At 65.8% G+C, this 21,493-nt stretch carries 20 protein-coding genes; 13 read left to right on the top strand and 7 right to left on the bottom strand.

From position 1 onward, the window contains the following. Positions 1 to 63 precede the first annotated feature (63 nt). From ACNPP0_RS05030 to ACNPP0_RS05015, 4 genes are read left to right on the top strand one after another with little or no spacing between them, the layout of a single operon-like run. On the top strand, positions 64 to 1,248 hold the full coding sequence (locus tag ACNPP0_RS05030) for a lipid-transfer protein (protein ID WP_448705177.1): 1,185 nt from the start codon (positions 64 to 66) through the stop codon (positions 1,246 to 1,248). Positions 1,249 to 1,282: 34 nt separating this feature from the next. Continuing rightward, complete coding sequence (locus ACNPP0_RS05025) at positions 1,283 to 2,107, top strand: SDR family NAD(P)-dependent oxidoreductase (protein ID WP_332611505.1); 825 nt, start codon at positions 1,283 to 1,285, stop codon at positions 2,105 to 2,107. Next, entirely contained in the window at positions 2,104 to 3,279 is a 1,176-nt protein-coding gene (locus tag ACNPP0_RS05020) for an acyl-CoA dehydrogenase family protein (protein ID WP_448705176.1), read from the top strand. Before ACNPP0_RS05025 ends, ACNPP0_RS05020 begins: the two co-directional genes overlap by 4 nt. Before the next feature lie 40 nt (positions 3,280 to 3,319). Then, positions 3,320 to 5,014, top strand: coding sequence for a long-chain-fatty-acid--CoA ligase (locus ACNPP0_RS05015; RefSeq protein ID WP_448705175.1), 1,695 nt, complete (start codon positions 3,320 to 3,322; stop codon positions 5,012 to 5,014). Here the strand turns inward: ACNPP0_RS05015 and ACNPP0_RS05010 are convergent. Continuing rightward, entirely contained in the window at positions 5,011 to 5,925 is a 915-nt protein-coding gene (locus tag ACNPP0_RS05010; protein ID WP_332611508.1) for a LysR family transcriptional regulator, read from the bottom strand. The two genes, ACNPP0_RS05015 and ACNPP0_RS05010, sit on opposite strands and share 4 nt — an antisense overlap. A 141-nt stretch (positions 5,926 to 6,066) precedes the next feature. On the opposite strand from ACNPP0_RS05010, the gene mdlC reads away from it, so the two are divergent. From mdlC to pcaG, 7 genes are all read left to right on the top strand, one after another. Next, a complete protein-coding gene (gene mdlC / locus ACNPP0_RS05005; protein WP_448705174.1) occupies positions 6,067 to 7,713 on the top strand; it encodes a benzoylformate decarboxylase in 1,647 nt (548 codons plus the stop codon). Positions 7,714 to 7,812: 99 nt separating this feature from the next. Beyond that, the gene (locus ACNPP0_RS05000; RefSeq protein WP_448705173.1) at positions 7,813 to 7,965 is read left to right on the top strand and encodes a hypothetical protein; all 153 of its coding nucleotides are present in this window, start codon (positions 7,813 to 7,815) and stop codon (positions 7,963 to 7,965) included. Positions 7,966 to 8,037: 72 nt separating this feature from the next. Beyond that, on the top strand, positions 8,038 to 9,300 hold the full coding sequence (locus ACNPP0_RS04995; RefSeq protein WP_448705172.1) for a 4-hydroxybenzoate 3-monooxygenase: 1,263 nt from the start codon (positions 8,038 to 8,040) through the stop codon (positions 9,298 to 9,300). A 31-nt stretch (positions 9,301 to 9,331) separates the two neighbouring features. Next, on the top strand, positions 9,332 to 10,759 hold the full coding sequence (locus tag ACNPP0_RS04990; protein ID WP_448705171.1) for an MFS transporter: 1,428 nt from the start codon (positions 9,332 to 9,334) through the stop codon (positions 10,757 to 10,759). Continuing rightward, the gene (locus ACNPP0_RS04985; RefSeq protein ID WP_448705170.1) at positions 10,756 to 11,793 is read left to right on the top strand and encodes a ketopantoate reductase family protein; all 1,038 of its coding nucleotides are present in this window, start codon (positions 10,756 to 10,758) and stop codon (positions 11,791 to 11,793) included. The genes ACNPP0_RS04990 and ACNPP0_RS04985 overlap by 4 nt, the downstream gene beginning before the upstream one ends. A gap of 143 nt (positions 11,794 to 11,936) precedes the next feature. After that, a complete protein-coding gene (gene pcaH / locus ACNPP0_RS04980) occupies positions 11,937 to 12,629 on the top strand; it encodes a protocatechuate 3,4-dioxygenase subunit beta (protein ID WP_448705197.1) in 693 nt (230 codons plus the stop codon). 9 nt (positions 12,630 to 12,638) lie between these two features. After that, the gene (gene pcaG / locus ACNPP0_RS04975) at positions 12,639 to 13,247 is read left to right on the top strand and encodes a protocatechuate 3,4-dioxygenase subunit alpha (protein ID WP_448705169.1); all 609 of its coding nucleotides are present in this window, start codon (positions 12,639 to 12,641) and stop codon (positions 13,245 to 13,247) included. Positions 13,248 to 13,361: 114 nt separating this feature from the next. Here the strand turns inward: pcaG and ACNPP0_RS04970 are convergent, their stop codons facing one another. The 3 genes from ACNPP0_RS04970 to ACNPP0_RS04960 form a co-directional block, all read right to left on the bottom strand. Continuing rightward, a complete protein-coding gene (locus ACNPP0_RS04970; RefSeq protein ID WP_046807288.1) occupies positions 13,362 to 13,784 on the bottom strand; it encodes a GreA/GreB family elongation factor in 423 nt (140 codons plus the stop codon). Between the two features lie 379 nt (positions 13,785 to 14,163). Then, on the bottom strand, positions 14,164 to 15,000 hold the full coding sequence (locus ACNPP0_RS04965; protein ID WP_332611517.1) for an alpha/beta fold hydrolase: 837 nt from the start codon (positions 14,998 to 15,000) through the stop codon (positions 14,164 to 14,166). Between the two features lie 204 nt (positions 15,001 to 15,204). Next, on the bottom strand, positions 15,205 to 15,708 hold the full coding sequence (locus ACNPP0_RS04960; RefSeq protein ID WP_332611518.1) for a CinA family protein: 504 nt from the start codon (positions 15,706 to 15,708) through the stop codon (positions 15,205 to 15,207). A 186-nt stretch (positions 15,709 to 15,894) separates the two neighbouring features. Between ACNPP0_RS04960 and ACNPP0_RS04955 the strand changes: the two genes are divergently transcribed. Beyond that, positions 15,895 to 16,164 carry a hypothetical protein gene (locus tag ACNPP0_RS04955; RefSeq protein ID WP_332611519.1) on the top strand — a complete coding sequence of 90 codons (270 nt, stop codon included), beginning with the start codon at positions 15,895 to 15,897 and terminating at the stop codon, positions 16,162 to 16,164. A gap of 37 nt (positions 16,165 to 16,201) precedes the next feature. On the opposite strand, the gene ACNPP0_RS04950 is transcribed toward ACNPP0_RS04955, so the two are convergent. From ACNPP0_RS04950 to ACNPP0_RS04940, 3 genes are all read right to left on the bottom strand, one after another. Beyond that, positions 16,202 to 17,395 carry a mechanosensitive ion channel family protein gene (locus ACNPP0_RS04950; RefSeq protein ID WP_448705168.1) on the bottom strand — a complete coding sequence of 398 codons (1,194 nt, stop codon included), beginning with the start codon at positions 17,393 to 17,395 and terminating at the stop codon, positions 16,202 to 16,204. Between the two features lie 66 nt (positions 17,396 to 17,461). Further along, positions 17,462 to 17,839, bottom strand: coding sequence for a response regulator (locus tag ACNPP0_RS04945; protein WP_448705167.1), 378 nt, complete (start codon positions 17,837 to 17,839; stop codon positions 17,462 to 17,464). A gap of 10 nt (positions 17,840 to 17,849) precedes the next feature. Further along, positions 17,850 to 20,984, bottom strand: coding sequence for a CheR family methyltransferase (locus tag ACNPP0_RS04940; RefSeq protein ID WP_448705166.1), 3,135 nt, complete (start codon positions 20,982 to 20,984; stop codon positions 17,850 to 17,852). Positions 20,985 to 21,180: 196 nt separating this feature from the next. Between ACNPP0_RS04940 and ACNPP0_RS04935 the strand changes: the two genes are divergently transcribed. Next, complete coding sequence (locus ACNPP0_RS04935) at positions 21,181 to 21,360, top strand: hypothetical protein (RefSeq protein WP_104144168.1); 180 nt, start codon at positions 21,181 to 21,183, stop codon at positions 21,358 to 21,360. Positions 21,361 to 21,493 lie beyond the last annotated feature (133 nt).

Below are 21,493 nucleotides of genomic sequence, written 5' to 3'. Positions count from 1 at the left end.
AGCAGCGATGCGCAATCTGCCTGTCCGCAGCCCGCCACCGCCACACACTTCAGGAGAACCCGCATGAATCGAAAAGTATGGGTGGCCGGCGTCGGCATGATTCCGTTCTGCAAGCCGGGCGCCAGCGACCCCTATTCCGTGATGGGCATGCGCGCCGTGCAAGAAGCGCTGGCCGATGCGGGCGTGCCCTATGACGCCGTGCAGCAGGCCTATGCCGCCTACGTCTATGGCGATTCCACTTCGGGCCAGGCCGTGGTGTATGGCGTGGGCCTGACGGGCATTCCCGTCTTCAACGTCAACAACAATTGCGCCAGCGGTTCGTCGGCGCTGTTCCTGGCGCGCCAGGCGGTGGAAAGCGGCGCGGTGGAATGTGCGCTGGCCGTGGGGTTTGAACAGATGGTGCCGGGCGCGCTGAAAGGCGTGTATGAAGACCGGCCGTCGCCGCTTGCCGGCTTCGTGTCGGCCATGACCGCCGCGCAGGGCTACGACACCGCCACGCCGCGCGCCGCGCAGTTTTTCGGCGGCGCCGCGCGCGACTACATGAAGCAGCACGACATCCGCGCCGATACGTTCGCGCGCATCTCGGTCAAGGCGCGCCAGCACGCGGCCCGCAATCCCTACGCCGTGTTCCGCAAGACCGTCACGCTGCCCGAGGTGCTGGACGCGCCCATGATCTTCGACCCTTTGACTCGCCTGCAATGCTGCCCGCCCACCTGCGGCGCGGCGGCGGCCATCCTGTGCTCGGACGAGTTCGCGCGGCGCCACGGCCTGCGGCCCGCCGTCAGCATCGCCGCGCAGGCCATGACGACCGATACGCCCACCACGTTCGATGCCGCCGACATGCGCCGGCTGGTCGGGCTGGACATGACGCGCGCCGCCGCCGACCGCGTATACGAGGCCGCGGGCGTGGACCCCGCCGACATTGACGTTGTCGAATTGCATGACTGCTTCACGGCAAACGAATTGATCACCTACGAAGGGCTGCGCCTGACACCCGAGGGCACGGCCGAAAAATTCATTGTCGATGGCGACAACACCTACGGCGGCCGCGTCGTGACGAATCCATCGGGCGGCCTGCTGTCCAAGGGCCATCCGCTGGGGGCGACCGGCCTGGCGCAGTGCGCCGAGCTGGTCTGGCAGTTGCGCGGGCAGGCCGACCTGCGGCAAGTGGAAGGCGCGCGGCTGGCCTTGCAGCACAACCTGGGGCTGGGCGGCGCGTGCGTCGTCACGCTGTACCAGGCCGCGTGACGCCGGCGTCCGCAACAAACCAGGAGACAAAACGATGGGAACACTTGAAGGCAAGGTGGCGCTGGTATCCGGCTCGGGGCGTGGCATCGGCCAGGAGATCGCGCTGAAACTGGCGCGCGAAGGCGCCAGGGTCATCGTCAACGACCTGGATGACGGGCCGGCCCAGGACACGGTCACGCGCATCCGCCAGGCGGGCGGCCAGGCTCACGCTTGCCCCGGCAGCGTCACCGCGCCGGGCTTTGCCGACCGCTTCGTCAGCGCGGCGATCGACACCTACGGTGGTCTGGACATCATCGTGAACAACGCCGGCTACACCTGGGACAACGTCATCCAGAAAATGACGGACGAACAATGGGATGAAATCCTTGCGGTGCATCTGTCCGCCCCTTTCCGCATCCTGCGCGCCGCGTCCGGCTTCCTGCGCGAAGCCGCCAAGGCCGAGGCCGCCGACGGGCGCGAAGTGTTCCGCAAGGTGGTCAATATCTCGTCCACCTCGGGGGTGATGGGCAACGCCGGCCAAGCCAACTACGCCGCCGCCAAGGCCGGCATCAACGGCCTGACGCGCGCGCTGGCCAAGGAATGGGGCCGCTACAAAGTCAACGTGAACAGCGTGGCGTTCGGCCTGATCAAGACGCGGCTGACCGACGCCGTGGCCGACGGCGACACCACGCTGGACATCCAGGGGCGCCAGATCAAGGTGGGCGTCAATCCGCAGGTGCTCAAGAACGCCGAAAGCCTGATCCCGATCGGCCGCGCCGGTACGCCCGCCGAAGCCGCCGGCGCGGTCTATCTGTTCTGCTTGCCTGAATCCAACTACGTCAGCGGGCAGGTGCTCGTCGTGGGCGGCGGCCGCCCATGACGCGCCCGCACAATTCGATGGAACCGCCACGCCCCGCGTGGATGGACGCCGACCTGACGCTGTTCCAGGATGCGACGCGCCGCATCTTCGAAAAGGAATTCGCGCCCGACGAGGAAAAGTGGCGCAAGCAACAGCATGCCGATCGGGACATCTGGGCACGGGCGGGGCGTCTGGGCCTGTTGTGCGTCAGCATGCCCGAAGCCTATGGCGGCGGCGCGGGCAGCTTCGCGCACGAGGCCATCGTGGCGGCCGAGCAGGCGCGCGCCATGGTCCACGGCTTCAGCAACAACGTGCACAGCGCCATCCTGGCGCACTACATCCTTAACTACGGCACCGAGGCGCAGCGGCAGCGCTGGCTGCCGGGCATGGCCACGGGCGAACGCGTGGGCGCCATCGCCATGAGCGAACCGGGCGCCGGGTCCGACCTGAAAAGCGTGCGAACCACGGCCGCGCGCGACGGCGATGCCTACGTCATCAATGGGTCCAAGACGTTCATCACCAACGGCCTGCACGCCGATCTGATCTGCGTGGTGGTCAAGACGGACCCGCACGCCGGATCGCGCGGCGTCTCGCTCATCATGGTGGAAACGCATGACTTGCCGGGCTTTCGTCGCGGACGGCTGCTGGAAAAGCTGGGCCAGAAAAGCGGCGATACGGCCGAACTGTTCTTTGACGACGTACGCGTGCCCGCCGCCAACCTGCTGGGCGGCGAAGAAGGGCAGGGCTTTACGCAGCTCATGCAGCAACTGCCGCGCGAACGGCTGCTGATTGCAGTGGGCGCGGTGGCGACCATGCGGCGCGCCATCGACGACACCGTCGCCTACACGAAGACGCGCCAGGTATTCGGCCAGCCGCTGATCGACATGCAGAACACGCGCTTCAAGCTGGCGGAATGCGAAACGGTTGCGACCATCGCCGCGCGCTTTGTCGACGATTGCATCGCGCGCCAGTTGCAGGGCACGCTGGACCTGCCCACCGCCGCCATGGCCAAGTGGTGGACCACGCAGATGAACTGTCAGGTCATCGACGAATGCCTGCAATTGCACGGCGGCTACGGCTACATGCTGGAAACGCCAATAGCCCGGATGTACGCGGACGCGCGCGTAGGCAAGATCTACGGCGGATCGAATGAAATCATGAAAGAAATCATCGCGCGGGGCATGGCCGCGTAAAGCGGCCGGCACCTTGCACGGGACTCGGAGAAAGACACGCATGCAGCAAGCGCATTTTCGGTCGCCGCCCCCGGCAGGGACCAACGTATGGCCCAAGGGCTTGCCGGCCCACATCCACCAGCCCCGCTCCAGCCTTGTCTTCAACCTGGAGTCGTCTGCCACGCGCTATCCCGACAAGCCCGCCATCGTGTTCTACGACATGGTGCTGGACTATGCGCGTCTGAAGCGCGAGGTCGAGGCCATGGCCGGCTATCTGCAACACAGCGCGGGCGTTGCAGCCGGCGACCGCGTGCTGCTGCTGAGCCAGAACTGTCCGCAATTCATCATCGCCTACTACGCCGTGCTGCGCGCCGACGCGGTCGTGGTGCCGGTGAACGCGATGAGCACGGAAGACGAACTGGCTCACTACTTGAAGGACAGCGGTGCACGCGTGGCGTTTGCCGCGCAGGAACTGGCGCCCCGGCTGGCAGGCTTTGTCGAAGACGGGCGGCTGGAACGCGTCATCGTTCACGCCTACTCCGACTACCTGGGCACGGGCGGTGATGGCCAGAGGCCGCCGCCCGACTGGATCGCCGCGCCGCGCGGCAAGGTGGACATGCCGGGCGGCGTGCCCTGGTACGGCGCCTTGGCGGTCAACGCCCCGCCCCGGCCGCACCAGGCGCGCGCGGGCGATCTTTGCCTGCTGCCCTATACGTCCGGCACCACCGGCCGGCCCAAGGGCTGCCGCCACACGCACGGCACGTTGGGCGCGGCGGTGACCGGCTCGGCGCTGTGGCGCGGGCTGACGTCCGAAGCCGTCATCATGGGCGTGGCGCCGTTGTTTCATCTGCTTGGCATGCAGAACTGCATGAACCTGCCCATCCTGCTGGGCGCCACCGTTGTGCTGCTGCCGCGCTGGGACCGCCAGGTGGCGGCGCAATTGATGGCGCGGCATCGCGTCAGTGTGTGGGCCGCGCCGCCGGCGATGGTGGTGGACTTCTTTGCGCAGCCCGATATCGAATCGTATGACCTGTCGCGCCTGGCCTTGTTGTGCGGCGGCGGCGCGCCCATGCCCGAGGCGGTATCGGCCATGCTGGCCGAGCGCTACGGCATCGTCTTCAACGAAGCCTATGGGCTGACCGAGACCGCGTCGTTCCTGCACTGCAATCCCATGCACCGCAACAAGCGCCAGTGCATCGGCGTGCCCACCTTCGGGGTCGATACGCGCGTGGTGGACCCGGCCACCTTGCAGGAATTAGCGGCCGGGCAGGTGGGCGAGCTGGTCACGCGCGGCGCACAGCTGATGCTGGGTTACTGGAACAACCCGGCCGCCGACGACGAGGCGTTTTTCATGCTGGATGGCGAACGCTACTTTCGCACGGGCGACCTGGGGCGGGTGGATGAAGATGGCTATTTTTTCATCACCGACCGGCTCAAGCGCATGATCAATGCGTCGGGCTACAAGGTGTGGCCGGCAGAGGTCGAGAACGCTTTGTACGAGCATCCGGCGGTGCACGAAGCCTGCGTGATCGGCGTACCCGACACGTGCAGGGGTGAAACCGTCAAGGCGCTGCTGGTGCTGCGGCCCGAGGCCCGCGACAGCGCGCGCGAAGACGAAGTGATCGCGTGGGCCCGCGCCCGCATGGCCGCCTACAAGGCGCCGCGTATCGTCGAATTCGTGGACGCGCTGCCCAAGTCCAGCACGGGCAAGATCCTGTGGCGGCAATTGCAGGAAGCGGGGCGGGCCGCCGGCTAGCGCAGCGGCACGCCGTTGGTCAATTGGCGCAGTTCGTTCAGCAGCTTCGCGGCGGGCAGGGGCAGCAGCCCCTGCGTGCGCCGAAACGCCGTCAGCATGCGCGTGTCGGACGCGCCGGGAATCGGCAGCCGGTCAAGCTGGCCCGCGCGCAGTTCGGCGTGATACATCGGCTCGGGCATCCATCCCAGAAAATCCGAATGGGCAATCAGGTTCTTCAGCACCGTGATGGAACGCGTTTCAACGGTGACGTCCGGCATGGGCAAACGGTGTCGCGTGAATAGCTGGTTCATGTGTTCGAAGGGCTCGGTGCCCCGCGGCAGAATCGCCCACTTGTACGCCAGCGTATCGGCCAGGCAAAGGCCGGGGCGGGAACGCAGCGGGTGGCTGGTGCTGGCCACCACGTAGCTGGTGTCTTCCCAACGGCAATCCGGCACCGAGACAATTTCGTCCGTGTCTTGGGTATGCGCGCCCAGGGCCAGGTCGATTTCGCGCGACAGCAGCGCGCCGGCCAGGCGATCCCATACGCCTTCCACCACCTGCACCTGCAACGTCGGCCAGCGATTGCAGGTTCGGGTAAGTGCGGTGGGAAGAATCAAACACGCAATGCTGCCCACCGTGCCAACCCGGATGGTGCCCTTGGACAGGCCCAGCAGCGCACGGACTTCTTCTTTGGCGCTTTCGGCATCGCGCAGCAGCGCGGTGGAATGCGGCAGCAGCGTCAGCCCGATATCGGTCAGCTGCATGCCCTTGGAATGACGTTCGAATAATGGGGCGCCGACCTGGCCTTCAAGGCGGCGCACGATGCGGCTTAGCGCGGACTGCGTGACATGCATGGCGTCGGCGGCACGTCCGAGGCTGCCGGCGGCTACGACCGCGTTGAATGCCGCCAATTGGTGTAGGTCGAATGGCATGCCAAAGCGTAATGACTTTGTCTCGATATATCAATTCTCAAGTCTGCTAGGGGGGGCGACACTCTGCCATCGCAATTGACCGCGCCCGGCGCAAGCCGGGCACCTGGTCAATCCCGCCACCTCACCGCAAGGACCCGAGCTATGAACGGACCCGTTTTTGGCCTTTTAGGCGCGCTGAACGCCTCTGGTAGCGTGTCCGACACGGTCCCGCCGCCGCAGCCGCTGACCGTGCGTGACGCCGTCTACGACTTGATGCGCCGCGTCGGCATGACGTCGGTATTCGCCAACCCCGGGTCAACCGAGCTGCCCATGTTCCGCGGGTTTCCCGACGATTTCCGCTATGTGCTGGGCTTGCAGGAAGCCACGGTGGTGGGCATGGCCGACGGTTATGCGCAAGCCACGCGCAATGCGTCGATGGTCAACCTGCATTCGGCGGCCGGGGTGGGTAACGCGATGGGCAATTTGTTCACGGCATACAAGAACCGCACGCCGATGGTCGTGGTCGCCGGCCAGCAGGCGCGCGGCATCCTGCCGTTTGACCCCTTTCTGTCCTCCAGCAACGCCACCGAGCTGCCCCGGCCTTACGTCAAATGGAGCACCGAGCCCGCGCGCGCGCAAGACGTGCCGCTGGCCATCGCGCGCGCCTACTACCTGGCCATGATGCCGCCGCGTGGGCCCGTGCTGGTGTCCGTGCCGGTAGACGACTGGGACGCGCCGTCGCCGCCGTTGGCACGTCGCGGCGTCAGCACCGAACTACGCCCCCAGCCCGAGGCCATCGGCCGCATCGGCGCCTTGCTGGACGCTTGCCGACGCCCCGCCATGGTCGTGGGCGCCGCTGTGGACCGCGACGGCGCCTGGAACGAAATCGTGGCGCTGGCCGAACTGCACAGCGCGCGCGTGTGGGCCGCGCCCATGTCGGGCCGTTGCAGCTTCCCGGAACGCCATCGCCTCTTCGCCGGGTTTTTGCCCGCTGCGCGCGAAGGCATCGTTGCCCGCCTGCAAGGGCACGACCTGATCCTGGTGGTGGGCGCGCCGGCCTTCACCTATCACGTCGATGGGACCGGGCCGCACGTGCCCGACGGCGCCGAGCTCTGCCTTCTGACCGAAGACCCGGACACGGCGGCGTGGGCGCCGGCGGGGCTTGCCGCCGTGGGCAGCATCCGCCTGTGCCTGCGCGATCTGCTGGCGCGGCCCGCGCCCATCATGCGGCCCTTGCCCGCGCGGCGCGCGCCCAGTCCCGCGCCCGGGCCGTCGTCGCCGATGTCCACCGCCTTCGTGCTACAGACGCTGGCCGCCATGCGCGACCCGTCCGATATCGTGGTGGAAGAAGCGCCCAGCGCCCGACCCGTCATGCAGCACTATCTGCCGCACGTGCGTACACAAACCTTCTACACCATGGACAGCGGCGGGTTGGGTTATGGCATGCCCGCGGCGGTGGGCGTGGCGTTGGGCAAGCCCGACCGGCGCGTCATCGCCCTGATCGGCGACGGTTCCAGCCTGTATTCGATTCAAGCGCTCTGGAGCGCCGCGCAGCACAAGCTGCCGATCACCTTCGTGATTCTCAACAACCGCCGCTATGCCGCGTTGCAGGACTTTGCGCCGGCGTTCGGCTTCGGGCCGCACGACAAGATCATGGGCACCGATCTGCCCGGCATCGACTTTGTTGCGCTGGCCAGGGGGCTGGGCTGCGGCGGCGTGCGCGTGTCGGACGCCGCGCGCCTGGGCGCGGTGCTGGCCGACGCCATGGCCAGCGGCAGCCCCACGCTGGTGGAAGTGCGGGTGTCCTGATCCTATCCGCGGGGTTCCGGAGGCTGACTCCGGCCCCCAGGTTCCTGGACCCTGACGCCGTCCGCCCAGATGCCGTTTCGCGGCATGAAGGAAAGCGGCATGAAGGAAAGCGGCATGAAGGAAAGCGGCATGAAGGAAAGCGGCATGAAGGAAAGCGGCATGCGGCGCTTTGGTGGCAAGGCCGGCATCGACGGCTTTACCGACCTGCGCTGGCTGGCCGTGAAGACCACGCCACGTGACTACGCGTTTTGAAGCGGGTCCACCTTCAGTTTCGCCTTGCACTCCTCATTCCCCTCCGCCTTCACCTTTGCAAAAGGACCATGTATGCGTACTCAGGTAGCGATTATCGGTGCAGGCCCAGCCGGGCTGATGCTGTCGCAGTTGCTGCACTTGCAGGGCGTGGATTCCGTGGTACTGGAATGCCGCAGCCAGGAAGCCATTCGCGCCACCCTGCGCGCGGGCGTGCTGGAGCAGGGCACGGTGGGCGTGTTGACGGAAGTCGGCTTGGGCGCACGGCTCCGCAGCGATGGCTTCCGGCACGAAGGCACGGTGTTGCGGGTGGGCGGCCTTGACCGCCGCATCGACTTTGTCGACCTGACGCGTGGGCGCGCGGTGATGGTGTACCCGCAGCACGAAGTCATCAACGACTTGCTTGATGCCCGGCTGGCGGCGAAAGGCGACGTGCGCTTCAATGTCAGCGACGTGACGCTGCACGGCGTCACCCAAAGCAATGACGTGCCGCGCGCGGGCATGCGGCAGGCCGCCCCTCCATCCGCTGCCCCATCCATCACGGTGCCATCCGGGCCCGTGGTGCGGTTTCGAGACGAAGGCGGAGACCCCGTTACCTTGCGCGCCGATTTTGTCGTGGGTTGCGACGGCACGCACGGCGTCAGCCGCGCCGCCATCGCTTCGCACGCCTTGCACACACTAGAGCATCGCTACCCGTTCGGCTGGCTGGGCATCCTGTGCCAGGCGCCGCCGTCATCCGATGAACTGATCTACGCCTTGGGCGCCGACGGCTTTGCGCTGGTCAGCACCCGATCGCGCGAGGTGCAACGCATGTACCTGCAATGCGACCCGCGCGACGCCCCCTGCGACTGGTCCGATGACCGCATCTGGACCACACTGCGCGCGCGCCTTGCCACCCCCGACGGCTGGGCGCCCAATGAAGGCCCCATCTTCGACAAGACCGTCATCGCGATGCGCAGCAGCGTGACCGAATCCATGCGGCACGGCCGCCTTTTCCTGGCGGGCGACGCGGCCCATGTGGTGCCGCCAACCGGGGCCAAGGGCCTGAACCTGGCCGTTTCCGACGTGTGCCTGCTGTCGCGCGCGCTGACGCGCTTCTACCGGCACGGCAAAGACGATCTGCTGGACAGCTACAGCGCTGACGCCCTGCGCCGAGTGTGGCGCGCGCAGCGTTTTTCAAAATGGATGACGACGCTGCTGCACCGCTATCCCGATGCGGATGCCTTCGACCGCAAGCTGCAAGACGCCGAACTCGACTACCTGGCCCGATCGCGCGCCGCGTGCACCACGCTGGCCGAAAACTATGTGGGGCTGCCCATGGCGCCGCCCTGGGACTGAACGCGGGCCATTTCCGCAAAGGAGAACCAGCATGACTCGTAGTGCCCAGAACGCGGCGGTTCGCACCGCGTCGCCCGACCCCGGTAACGCCGACGTCGGCGACCTGCTTGACAACGGCCCCTTCACGTCGATGCAGAAGTTTGTGGTGATGCTTGCCGCCTTGTCCATCGTCATGGACGGGTTCGACGGCCAGCTGATCGGCTTTGCGATTCCGATGATGATCCAGGAATGGGGCATCACGCGCGAAGCCTTCGCGCCCGCCGTCGCGTCCGGCCTGATCGGCATGGGGCTCGGCAGCGCGTTCGCCGGCCTGTTCGCCGACCGCTACGGCCGCCGCATGGCGGTCATTGTCAGCGTGTTTGTGTTTGGCACGGCCACGTGCGCCATCGGGCTGGCGCCCGATGCGTTGACCGTGGCCGTGCTGCGTTTCATTGCCGGCCTGGGCATAGGCGGCGCGCTGCCCAGTTCCACCACCGTTACGGCCGAGTTCACGCCCGCGCGCCGCCGCACGCTGGCAGTCACCGCCACCATCGTCTGCGTGCCTTTGGGCGGGATGCTGGCGGGGCTGTTCTCGGCGCAGGTCCTGCCCCTGTATGGTTGGCGCGCCTCGTTCTTCATAGGCGGATCGCTGGCCATCGCACTGGGCTTCGCCCTGATGGCCACGTTGCCCGAATCCCCCCGATTCCTGGCGCGCCGCCCCGAGCGCTGGAACGAGTTGGGCGTGTTGCTGGGGCGCATGGGCCGGCCCATGCCGCAAGGCGCGCACTACACCGACGCGGTCGAGCAGGCGCTTGAACAGCCCGGGGTCCTGCCGCAGCGTGGCGTACGGGCCTTGTTCTCGAAGGGCTACGGCGCCGACACCATCGCCATCTGGGTGGCGTTCTTCATGTGCCTGACGGCGGTGTACAGCGCATTCAGCTGGTTGCCCACAATGCTGACCTCGGAAGGCTTGCCGCTGGCGGTGGCCGCGTCCGGGCTGACCGCCTACAACCTGGGCGGCGTGATCGGCGCGCTGGTGTGCGCCGTCGCCATGACACGCTGGGGCTCGCGTTGGCCGCTTGCCATCTGCTGCGTGGGCGCGCTGGGCAGCGCCTTCCTGATGCTGATGGTTGATGTGCGGCAGAGCTCGTCCTTGCTGGTGTTCGGGTTTGGCGTGCACGGTCTGTTCGTCAACGCCGTGCAGTCCACGATGTATGCGCTGTGCGCCTACGTCTACGTCACGGGGGTGCGCGCCACCGGCACGGCGGGGGCGCTGGCCTTCGGACGTCTTGGCGCCGTCCTTAGCGCCTTCGTCGGCGCAACCGTCATCACGCAGGGCGGCTCGCAGGGCTACCTGCTGTTGCTGGGCACAGTCATGGTGTTTGCGCTGATTGCGTTGCTGATGGTGCGCCGTCATATCCCGGGCAAGCGCGCGGCGCCGCCGTTGCGCACCGTTGCCGCCGTGGAGGGCTCACGATGAACATCGCGATGCTGGGCGCGGGCGCCATGGGTTGCCTGTTTGGCGGGTTGCTGGCCGAGAGCGGCCGGCAGGTGACCTTGCTGGATATCGATGACGCCCATCTGGAGGCGATACGCAGCAGCGGGTTGCGGCTGGAGACCGACCGGGGCGACAGGCGCATCCACGGCATGACGGTGTCACGGCCCGAGCACTGCCGCCAGCCGCCGGACCTGCTGATTCTCTTTACGAAAAGCCTGCATACCGACGCGGCGCTACGCAGCGTGGCGCCCCTGGTCGAAGGGCCTGCGCGGGTGCTGACATTGCAGAACGGGCTGGGAAACCTGGAAGCGGTTTCGCGCCACGTGGACCCGGCGCGCGTGCTGGTCGGCATGACGACGTGGCCGGCCGATCTGGCGGGGCCAGGGCACGTCAGGTCGCATGGCGGCGGTGTGATCCGCATGTGGCCGGCGGGCGGTAGCCGCAGGGGTGGCGAAGCCGAGGCCGTAGCTAACTTCACGGGCAGGGCCAATGCGCATGCCAACGCGCATGCCAACGCCAATGCCGACAGCAACGTAGACAGCGACGTTATCCACATCGCGACCGTGCTTAACGACGCCGGCTTGCAATGCGAAGTCGACCCCAACGTCTGGAAAGCCATCTGGGAAAAGGTGGCTTTCAACGCTGCGCTTAACAGCCTGTGCGCCGTCTCGGGCTGCGCGGTCGGCCAGCTGGCCAGCGTGGATGACGGCCCGATGCTGGCACGCAACGTCGTGTCCGAGGTGATCGCCGTGGCGCGTGCAAGCGGCATCGACGCCGACGCGGCGGCATGCCATGCCAGCGTCGAGCACGCCATTGCACATCATCGCGGCCACAAGCCGTCGATGTTGCAGGACGTGCTGGCAAGCAGGCCAACCGAAATTGAAACGATCAACGGCGAAGTGGTGGCGCGGGCGCGCGCGGCGGGCGTGCCCGTGCCACACACCGCCCAGTTGCTGGGCCTGGTGCGCCTGATCCAGGCGCGCCAATCCGACCATCCGACCAAGAGACACCCATGAGCTCATCCGAAACGTCCCCACCCCAGTCCCCGCGCCCGTCATCGCCCCAGTCATCGCGACAGTCATCGCCCCAGTCATCGCGACAGTCATCGCGACAGTCATCGCGACAGTCATCGCCGTCGGCCTCCCGCCCGCCGGCCGGCCTGTCGCCCAGGGACTGGGCCAGCCATCCCGCGTACCTCTACGAGGACTATCGTTCGACTGAATTGCGCGGTCCGACGCTGCCGCTGGTGCCCCTGAGCGCGGCGTTGGGCGAAATGCGTCGGCCGGTCTTTGGCGACGATAGTGTCGGCAAGCTGGACCACGACCTGACACGCAACGCGCGCCGCAACGGAGAACCCATCGGCGAACGCATGGTGTTGGCGGGCCGCGTCGTTGACGACCTGGGCCGGCCCGTGCCCCACACGCTGATCGAAATCTGGCAGGCCAATGCGGCCGGCCGCTATGTGCACAAGGCCGACCGCCACGACGCGCCGCTGGACCCGAACTTCCTGGGCGCGGGCCGCTGCCTGACCGACGCCGATGGCCGCTACCGCTTCTTGACGATCAAGCCGGGGGCCTATCCCTGGCGCAATCACCCCAACGCCTGGCGCCCGCAGCACATCCATCTATCCCTGTTCGGCCAGCACTTCGGTACGCGGCTGGTCACGCAAATGTACTTTCCCGGCGACCCGTTGCATGCCTTTGACCCGATGCTGAACGGTACGCCCGAAGCGGCGCGCAGCCGGCTGATCGCGGATTTCAGCGTGGGCCTGACCGAAGCGGGCGTTGCGTTGGGATACCAGTTCGACATCGTGCTGCGCGGCGCGCGTTGCACGCCGTTTGAAAACGGTTAAGGAGGCGTCATGTTGATGCAAGGCTTGCAAGACAATTTTGGGCAGACGCCGTCGCAGACGGTTGGGCCGTATTTCGCGTACGGCCTGACGGCGGCACAGTACGGTTACGACTTCGATCAGCCCTTTGATACCGCGCTGACCGATGACGAGGCGCGCGGTACGCGCATGCGCCTGGAAGGCCGAGTGCTGGACGGCGATGGGATGCCGGTGTCGGACGCGCTGGTGGAAATTTCGCACGTGGACGGGCAGGGCCGGTATCCGCGCAATGTGTACGAGGCATCGGCCATGGGGTTTCGGGGGTTCGGGCGTTGCGGCACGGGCACCGACCTGGGCAACCGCTACGCGTTCCACACGGTCAAGCCGGCGTCGCAGGCAGACGGCGAGGCGCCGCACATCGACATGATCGTGACCATGCGGGGGCTCTTGCTGCACGTATTCACGCGCGTGTACTTTCAGGACGAGGCCGAGGCGAATGCCGCGGACCCGGTCTTGAATTCGGTGCATGCCGAGCGGCGCCACAGCCTGCTGGCGCGTAAGGACGAGCGGGGTGGCGACCTTATCTACCGGTTCGATGTGCATATGCAGGGGCCGTACGAAACGGTGTTCTTCGACCTGTAGCCTGCGCCATCGCGAGATCAGCGCAAAAAGCAGGGCAAAAAGCAGGGCGAAAAAAAGGCGCTGATAATCTCAGCGCCCTGGCAATGCGGCGGGTACGACACCGCCCGCGTTGCATCAGGCCGTGGTGTCGCCGGCCGCTTCGGGCTGGTACAGAATTTCTTCGATGCTGGCCGAATGCTCGGTCTGGTTCGGCGCCGTCCATGTGACCAGTTGGCCGGTGCGCGAGCCGATCAGGCTCAAGCCCAGTGGCGACATCACCGACACCTGGCCCTGCGCCAGGTTGGCGTCGGCCGGATAGCACAGCGTGACAACCATTTCATCGCCCTTGTCGTTCAGCAGGCGCACGCGCGAACGCATCGTGATGATGTCGGGCGTGACTTCTTCGATGGCGATGATGGGCGCGGAGTCCAGCAGTTCTTGCGCGGCATCGACGGCATCGCGCGACAGGGTCGCGGCGGTGGCGGGGCGGGTGATCATGCCCAGCAGTCGGGCGTGGTCCAGGGCGGTAATGAGTTTGTCTTGCGGCACGGCGTTCATGTCGGTTCTTCTTGGACGAAAGGCCCCGCTAGGCGTAGGCCTTTCGGCGTGCGCGGGCGAGGCAATGGAGGAGATGACAGCGCTTTGGGAAGAGAATGTTCAAGCGGTGCCGCGACGAAGCGTACGGTGTGGATCGTGTCCGGGCAGCGCGCCGACGTTGCGGCTTACTGCGGCTAGCCCGCCCTAAAGCAGGCTTCGGACCCCGGACAGAGACAGTTACCGGGCTGATTCGAGCGTCGAAGCGGTGCAGTTTTTGCGCGTTTGGCGCCCAATCTGCTGTCGGCAATAGGCGAGTATATAGGCCATTGCCATATGCGTGTGTCGGAATATTCTGAAAAGGGGCGATTTGAGCCGCCCCTTCCCGGGTACACGCGGTAAATCAGCCCTTGATAAAGGCTAGCAGGTCAGGGTTGATGATGTCGGCGTGGGTGGTCAACATGCCGTGCGGCAAGCCTTGATAGACCTTCAACGTGCCGTTTTTCAGCAGTTTGACCGACAGGCGCGAGGCATCGTCAATCGGCACGATCTGGTCGTCGTCGCCATGCATGACCAGCGTGGGCACGGTAATGGCCTTCAGGTCTTCGGTCTGGTCGGTCTCGGAAAACGCCTTGATGCCTTCGTAATGGGCACGCGCGCCGCCGATCATGCCCTGGCGCCACCAGTTGTTGATGACGCCCTGCGACACCTTCGCGCCTTCGCGGTTGAAGCCGTAGAACGGGCCCGAGGCCACGTCTACGTAGAACTGGGCGCGGTTGGCGGCCAGCGCTTCGCGAAAGCCGTCGAACACTTCGATCGGCAGGCCGCCCGGGTTGGATTCGGTCTTGAGCATCAGCGGAGGCACGGCGCTGACCAGCACGGCCTTGGCGACACGGCCTTGCGGTTGACCGAATTTGGCGACATAGCGCGCCACTTCGCCACCGCCCGTCGAATGGCCGATGTGAACCGTATTGCGCAGGTCCAGGTGTTCGACCACGGCGGACGCGTCGGCGGCGTAATGGTCCATGTCATGGCCGTCGCTGACCTGGCTGGAGCGGCCGTGGCCACGGCGGTCATGCGCAATGACGCGAAACCCCTTGTTCACGAAGTACAGCATCTGCGCGTCCCAGTCGTCGCTGGACAAGGGCCAGCCGTGATGGAACATGATGGGCTGGGCGGTCTTGGGACCCCAGTCCTTGAAGAAAATCTGCACGCCGTCGGGGGTGGTGATAGTGCTCATGGGCTAGTACTCCGGGTAGGTGCCACGGGTGGGGCGGCCTGTGAAACCGGCGCGGATATACGCCGGCCCCAACGCCGCCAAAGCCCCCAGCGTAGCGCTGCCCACCTTCAAGCGCTTGAACGTTATGAATCGGCTTTGAACGAAATCATCTTGCGTCACGCGTGCAATGGTGGCGCGGCGGCGCGGCGATCCCCCCGGCCCTGTCTAGCCTGCGCCCTGGCGCAGCGCCCGGTAATGGTCCACCACCCCTTGCAGGGCGTATTCGGCGCTGGCTTTGCGGATGCTGTTGCGGTCGCCCGAGAAACGCTTGGTGGCGGTAAACACCACCGGGTGCGCGTCGGCATTGCCCATCTTGAAGACCCAGGCGTAGCACTGCGTGCCGCTGGGGATCTCGTCATCGGTAGCGTCGGTGACGCCGGTATTGGACACCGCCACGTTGGCCGGGCTTTTGCGCGCCGCGCCCAACGCCATGTCGCGCGCGACCGCCTCGCTGGTCAGGTTGTGCGAGCGCAGGGTGGACGCCGGCACCCCCAGGCAACGCTGCTTGGCTTGAACCGAATACACGACGAAGGCGCAGTCCAGTAATTGGCCGGCGCCGGGAATGTCCGCCAGCGTGGCCGCGATCAGCCCCGCCGTGCAGGATTCGGCGGTCACCAGCGTCAGGTCGTTTTCCTGCATGAATGTCGCGACTCGTTCGATAGCGTTCATCGTTGCGCTCCGGAAAGGGGGGGCCGCCTTGTCATGGCCATTGCCCCAGGAGAGTGCCCTGAAGCAAACCACGTTCCCGACGGCCTCGCGGGCATGGCAGTTGCTCTGGCATTCCGTTATCCGACATTCCGACATCCGTCATTTCATCATCCGGGGCCGTTGCCCCATCAACGCCAGGAGCCAGCCATGAGCATCCCATCGACGTTGCAGCAAAAACCGACCTCGCCGCAGCCCAACCAGCGCCAGCCCAACCAGGGCCAGCCCGACCAATCCCCGGCCGAAAATCCCGACCGCCGCGCGCCCGGCCAGGAGCGGGACAAGGACGGGCGCTGGCCGCCCGATGCCCTGCCCAACCCGATGCCGGGCCTGGACCCCCAACAAACCCCCGGTATCGACCGCTTGGGCGACGCGAACGTCGCCGACCAGCAGTGGCTGCGCAGCACGCGCGGCCTGTGATGGCCTAGAGGCCGGGCGTTTCCGCCCGGCCTGGCGACTACGCCGGAAACGGCGCGGGCGGTGCATTCCCACCCGGGTTGCGCCCGCCTGCCGCCCCGCCGCCCGCCGATCCCCCGCCCGTGGCGGGCGAGGATCCCGCCGTATTTCCGGGCAGATTCCCCGTAGCATCCTCCGCCGCCGGCGCCGCGTCCCGGGGCATATGCAGAATCTGCTCCGGCAGGGCCAGCGCAATGCCCGCTGCCTGCAACTCGCGCATGATCCCCAGGTTGATCGCCTGTTGGATGTCCATGTAGTGGTTGTAATCCGCCGTCAGCACGTAATAGACGGCCTCAAACTCCAGCGCGCCCTCGCCAAACCGGGCCAGATGCGCGCGGTCAAAGCGCGTGTCGCTCTGGCCCTCGATCTGCGAACGGATGATGCCCGGCACGGCGGCCACTTTTTCCACGTCGGTCTTGTACGTAATGCGTACTGAAAACACGATGCGCCGTTGCTGCATCCGTTTGTAGTTTTGGATGGTCTGCTTGAGCAATTCGGTATTCGAGCAGACGATCTGCTCGCCGCCCAGGCTGCGGATGCGCGTGGTCTTCAGCCCCACGTGTTCGATGCTGCCGGCCACCTGCCCGAACACAACGAAGTCGCCGGCTTCAAAGGGCTTGTCCAGCCCGATGGAGATCGACGCGAACAGGTCGCTCAAGATGGTCTGCACCGCCAAGGCCACGGCCACGCCCCCGATACCCAGGCTGGCGACCAGCGCCGTGATGTTCACGCCCAGGTTGTCCAGCATGGCCAGCAGGGCAATCACCCACACCAGCGCCCGCAGCAGGAAACTGAGCAAGGTGGCCGTCACGGTGCCCCGGTGGTGCAGCGCGCGGCTCAAGCCCACGTCCACCGCGCGGTCCAGCCAAAGCGCCAGTTGCAGCGCGATCAGCACAAACCACAGGTGCTGTGCACCGCCTTCGCTCCACGGAAACGGCGCCCCCGCCACGTCGATGCCGATCAGCAAGGCGAAGATGGCCAGCAGGATCCAGCTGGTGCGCTGCATGACGCGGATCGCGCCGGCCGCCATGCCGTGGCCGGGTTGCGCCGCGCGCCGCTCCAGCCGCGTGCGCACCAGGCGGAACGCAAAGATCAAGAGTAGATAAAGGGTGGCCGCGACCGCCGCCGCGATCAGCCACAGGGCGATGGGATGGTCCGCGAGTGCGCGCGTCCCGGAAATCCATTGACTCAACATACCGCCTCCGCAAGGTTGGACTCGCGGTGGGCAGCAAATGTTGTGCCGCGGTGCAGCGCCGGCAGGTTACCGGCCGAACTTGGACAGCAGGATCGATATCAACCGCGCCTGGTTGAAGGGCTTTTCGCAACGGGGGAATTCGCGATAACACGCTTCCAGGGCCTCGACACCGAACCCCGTCAGCAGGACGACATGCACGCCCTGCGCTGTCAATGCATCAATCAGCGGATAAGACAGCGTGCCGTGCAGATTGATGTCCACCACCGCGCAATTGAATTGCCCCGCGTGTGTGTCGACGAAACGCGTCGCCTCGTCCAGCCACCCGATCATGCCAATGATCTCGGCGCCCACTTCGCGTAGCGCTTCCGCTAGCGTTTCCGCAATGACGTATTCGTCTTCAACGATCAGCAACTTGCAAGCCGACAGTGGGAGAGTTTCAGCCATGGTGATCCTTTTACTTGGCCGCGATCGTGAAGTGGGTCGACGGCCGTAATGGAACTTCGATGCGGCAGCGCAAACCGTCTTCCCTGAAATCCAGCGACGTGCGCGCTTGCAGGGTGAACGTCAGCGCCTGTTCGATGAGTTCGCGCCCGTAGCCCTTGCGCCGCGTGTCGGGCGGCGTGGGCAGGCCGGACTCGTGCCATTCCACAATCAGCATTTGCCCGTCGCCCTGGGGCTTCGTGTGCCATTGCACCTGCAACTGGCCGCCGGCGTATTTCAAGGCGCCATGCTTGAGCGCATTGGTGCCCAGTTCGTGCAGCGCCAATGCCAGCGACTGGCTGCATTCCGCGCTGACAAACGTGGGATCGCCCTGCACCGACACGTGCTGCCCATGCCCCACGGCATCCAGTTCGCGCCGCACGATTTCGCCAAAATCGACGGCCTCGTGCGACGCATCGCTCAGCAGGCCCTGCACCCGGCTCAATGCCGAAAGCCGGCTGTCCAACCTGTCGTAGGGCTCACCACGCCCAAGGGTGCGGTATGCAATGCTCTGCACCAGCGCCAGCAGATTGCGCGTGCGGTGTTGCAGTTCGGCGATCAGGATGCGATGCCGCTTTTCGGCTTGCGTGATCTGCGTGATGTCGATGAAAGTCACGACCACGCCATCCACGCGGTTGTTCGCATCGCGGTAAGGCGCCAGACGCAGCAGGTAGTGCTTGGCGTCGCCGTCGCCTTCGATGCGGCGCTCGATCACTTCCTGGGTCCGGAAAACCTGCTGGATGTCCTGCGCGAACGAGGGCAGCGGGACGCGGCTGGCCAGGTCGGTGATGGGGCGGCCACGGTCGCTGGGCAGGATGCGGAACACGTCGCATACCGGTGGCGTGAAGCTGCGTATCACCAGGTTGCCGTCCAGGAACAGCGTGGCGAACGCGGTGCTGGCAAACAGGTTGTGCAGGTCGCTGTTGCTGCGGTCCAGCTCGTCGACCTTGCCTTGCAATTCGGCGTTCACCGTGTGCAGCTCTTCGTTGAGCGACACCAGTTCTTCCTTGGACGCTTCCAGTTCCTCGTTGGACGATTGCAGTTCTTCGTTGACGGACACCAGCTCTTCGTTGGACGACTTCAATTCCTCCAGCGCCGTCTCGTATTCCTCGATGGTCGCTTGCAGGCGGTCCCGCGTTTCGCGCAGCTCGCTTTCGATCTGTTCGGCCGCGCCGATGTGCGCGGCATGCAGATAGGCGTCGGCTTCTTCGCGGCTGACGGGCGGGCCGTCGTCGGCAAACAACACCAGGTAAAGCGGTTCGCCTTCGCGGTTGTCCAGCAGCGGGTCCACCGTCAGGCGCAGCAGTTGTACGCGGCCGTCATCGCCTTCGATGGCCACGTTATGGCGCGTGGCCGTCACGCCGGTGGACATGGCGTCATTGAGCAGCGCGCGCAGGTCCAGGCGCAGGTCCTTGCGCGCCATCGCCAGAATCTGGCGGGTAGGCACACCCGCCGCGGCCTCCAGGTACTTGCCGGTGCGGCCCGAGTAATACACCACGTCGCCATCTTTGTTGACCAGCACGTGCGGGGGCGCGTGCTGGTTCAGCACCTGCGAATCGATGGATTGGCGCAGCCCCGTGGCACTGGCCGGCAGGCGCCGATGCAGCAAGTCTTGCGACGGCGCCATGCCCGTCGATGGCAGGTTGAAGTGCGGGCGCGGGCGCACGGCGATGTCGCTGCGCCGCTGAAAGATGCGATGCTTCTTGTCCACGGCGCCGAACATATCGGAGAACTGCGTCGTGTTTTCCGACATGCCCAGGAACAGATAGCCGCCGCTGCGCAGCGCGTAATGGAATGTCGGGAACACCTGCTTTTGAATGTTGCCGCCGAAATAGATCAACAGGTTGCGGCATGACACCAGGTCGATGCGGGAAAAGGGCGGGTCTCGCAGGACGCTGTGCGGCGAAAAAATGCACAGTTCGCGGATCTGTTTGCTGACCACGTAACTTTCGCCGTCGGCAATGAAGAAGCGCTCGCGGCGTTCCGGGCTGACGCTGTCCAGCAGCGTGCCCGGATAGCGGGCGGTGCGCGCGATATTCAGCGCCCGTTCGTCGATATCGGTGGCGAACAGCTGTACGCGCGGAGGCAGCTCCATTTTCTCCATGTGTTCGCGCAGCAGGATGGCAAGCGAATAGACCTCTTCGCCGGTCGCACAGCCGGGCACCCACACCCTGACGGTATCGCCCACGCCGCGGCCTTCCAGCAGTTGCGGCACCACCAGCTTGGCCAGCGCATCAAAGGCCTCGGGGTCGCGAAAGAAGTCCGTCACGCTGATCAGCAGGTCACGAAACAGCGCGCCGGCTTCCTGGGGCGTTTGCCGCAGGTACGTCAGGTAGGCGTCCAGCGATTCCGACTGGTTCACCTTCATGCGGCGATGCACGCGGCGCATGAAGGTCTTGCTCTTGTAGCCGCTGAAATCATGGCCCGTTCGGGTCAGCAGCAGCGCATAGATTTCGGCCTTGATCTTTTCCATTTCGGGGGGCATGGCCTCGTCTTCGTCAGCGCTTAACAGGCTCAGCGGCGAGGCCGGCGCAGCGTCAAGCATGTGCAGGCGCGTGCCCATTTCCAGCGCGGGCAGCGCAAAGTCGATGATGCCGGCCCCGATGGCGCTGTCGGGCATTTCTGCATAGGCCGGCCCGTTGCCATTGGGGACCTGCGCCATGGTGATGCCGCCAAATTCCTTGATGGCCTTCAGGCCCAGGGTGCCGTCGGTGTCGCTGCCCGACAGCACGATGCCCACCGCGCGCGGGCCGTAGTCCTTGGCCAGCGACGTGAAGAACTGGTCGATGGGGCGTCGGCCGTTGCGCTGGCCGGACGTTGCGGCCAGCTTGATGCGACCCTGGCTGACCGAAATGTCGGCGTCCGCCGCCAGTACATAGACCTGGTTTATCTCGATAGCCATGTCGTTCTCGGCGGAGTTCACCGGCAAGGACGTGTGGCGGCCGATGAGCTCGGGCAGGTGGCTTTCGCGGCCCGGGCCCAGATGTGTCACCACGATGAACGACATGTCGGGATCCTTGGGAATGCCCGCAAAAAACCCTTCCAGAGCCTCCACGCCGCCGGCGGAGGCACCGATACCCACAACAAAAGCGGCACTGGAAAGGGTCATGTCGTTCCAAAAATGGGAAAAGCAAGATGATATTCGACGACGTTAGCACGGGGAATCACTGGTGTCCCGGTCGGAAAAATCTACATACCTATGCGGGACGCACCCCAAAAAACGGGGGTTCCCGGTGCCATGCGACTGCGGTTTCGGGAATGCCGCTTGCTGCAAGATCAGCGCCACTTTTTAAAAGGAATTCGCGATGAAATCCAAAGACAACAAGCCCAATCCCACCGCCGATGACACCCCGCGCGAAGCGCAGGCCAGCCACCGCGACACGCAGAATCGCAGCAAGAAAGAAGGCCATGTCACACAGATCGGCACCGGCCAGGACCAGCAGAGCCAGCGCAATCGCGGCGCCGGATCGCGTAGCAAGCCTTAAAGGAGAATGCGCCATGACAGATCCTGGGCACAGTTTGCATCGGGCGCGCCGCTCAGCGCTTGCCCTTGCGTTGGCGGCGGGCCTGGGCTGGGCGCCACTGACGTTCGCGCAGTCGGCCGGTGGCCCGGCGGGC

The sequence above is a fragment of the Achromobacter semiaridum genome, from assembly GCF_053543755.1.
Note: the sequence above shows the minus strand (reverse complement) of the source record. Positions and strands in the feature narration are given on the sequence as shown.

Bases quoted from the DNA above. Each gene is read 5' to 3' on its own strand.
- pcaG (WP_448705169.1), top strand. From the start codon at position 12,639: ATGTTGATGCAAGGCTTGCAAGACAATTTTGGGCAGACGCCGTCGCAG.
- ACNPP0_RS04935 (WP_104144168.1), top strand. From the start codon at position 21,181: ATGAAATCCAAAGACAACAAGCCCAATCCCACCGCCGATGACACCCCG.
- ACNPP0_RS04955 (WP_332611519.1), top strand. From the start codon at position 15,895: ATGAGCATCCCATCGACGTTGCAGCAAAAACCGACCTCGCCGCAGCCC.
- ACNPP0_RS05010 (WP_332611508.1), bottom strand. From the start codon at position 5,925: ATGCCATTCGACCTACACCAATTGGCGGCATTCAACGCGGTCGTAGCC.
- ACNPP0_RS04940 (WP_448705166.1), bottom strand. From the start codon at position 20,984: ATGACCCTTTCCAGTGCCGCTTTTGTTGTGGGTATCGGTGCCTCCGCC.
- ACNPP0_RS04945 (WP_448705167.1), bottom strand. From the start codon at position 17,839: ATGGCTGAAACTCTCCCACTGTCGGCTTGCAAGTTGCTGATCGTTGAA.
- ACNPP0_RS04965 (WP_332611517.1), bottom strand. From the start codon at position 15,000: ATGAGCACTATCACCACCCCCGACGGCGTGCAGATTTTCTTCAAGGAC.
- ACNPP0_RS05015 (WP_448705175.1), top strand. From the start codon at position 3,320: ATGCAGCAAGCGCATTTTCGGTCGCCGCCCCCGGCAGGGACCAACGTA.
- ACNPP0_RS04950 (WP_448705168.1), bottom strand. From the start codon at position 17,395: ATGTTGAGTCAATGGATTTCCGGGACGCGCGCACTCGCGGACCATCCC.
- ACNPP0_RS04990 (WP_448705171.1), top strand. From the start codon at position 9,332: ATGACTCGTAGTGCCCAGAACGCGGCGGTTCGCACCGCGTCGCCCGAC.
- ACNPP0_RS05020 (WP_448705176.1), top strand. From the start codon at position 2,104: ATGACGCGCCCGCACAATTCGATGGAACCGCCACGCCCCGCGTGGATG.
- ACNPP0_RS05030 (WP_448705177.1), top strand. From the start codon at position 64: ATGAATCGAAAAGTATGGGTGGCCGGCGTCGGCATGATTCCGTTCTGC.
- ACNPP0_RS04985 (WP_448705170.1), top strand. From the start codon at position 10,756: ATGAACATCGCGATGCTGGGCGCGGGCGCCATGGGTTGCCTGTTTGGC.
- ACNPP0_RS04995 (WP_448705172.1), top strand. From the start codon at position 8,038: ATGCGTACTCAGGTAGCGATTATCGGTGCAGGCCCAGCCGGGCTGATG.
- ACNPP0_RS05025 (WP_332611505.1), top strand. From the start codon at position 1,283: ATGGGAACACTTGAAGGCAAGGTGGCGCTGGTATCCGGCTCGGGGCGT.
- mdlC (WP_448705174.1), top strand. From the start codon at position 6,067: ATGAACGGACCCGTTTTTGGCCTTTTAGGCGCGCTGAACGCCTCTGGT.
- ACNPP0_RS05000 (WP_448705173.1), top strand. From the start codon at position 7,813: ATGAAGGAAAGCGGCATGAAGGAAAGCGGCATGAAGGAAAGCGGCATG.
- ACNPP0_RS04970 (WP_046807288.1), bottom strand. From the start codon at position 13,784: ATGAACGCCGTGCCGCAAGACAAACTCATTACCGCCCTGGACCACGCC.
- ACNPP0_RS04960 (WP_332611518.1), bottom strand. From the start codon at position 15,708: ATGAACGCTATCGAACGAGTCGCGACATTCATGCAGGAAAACGACCTG.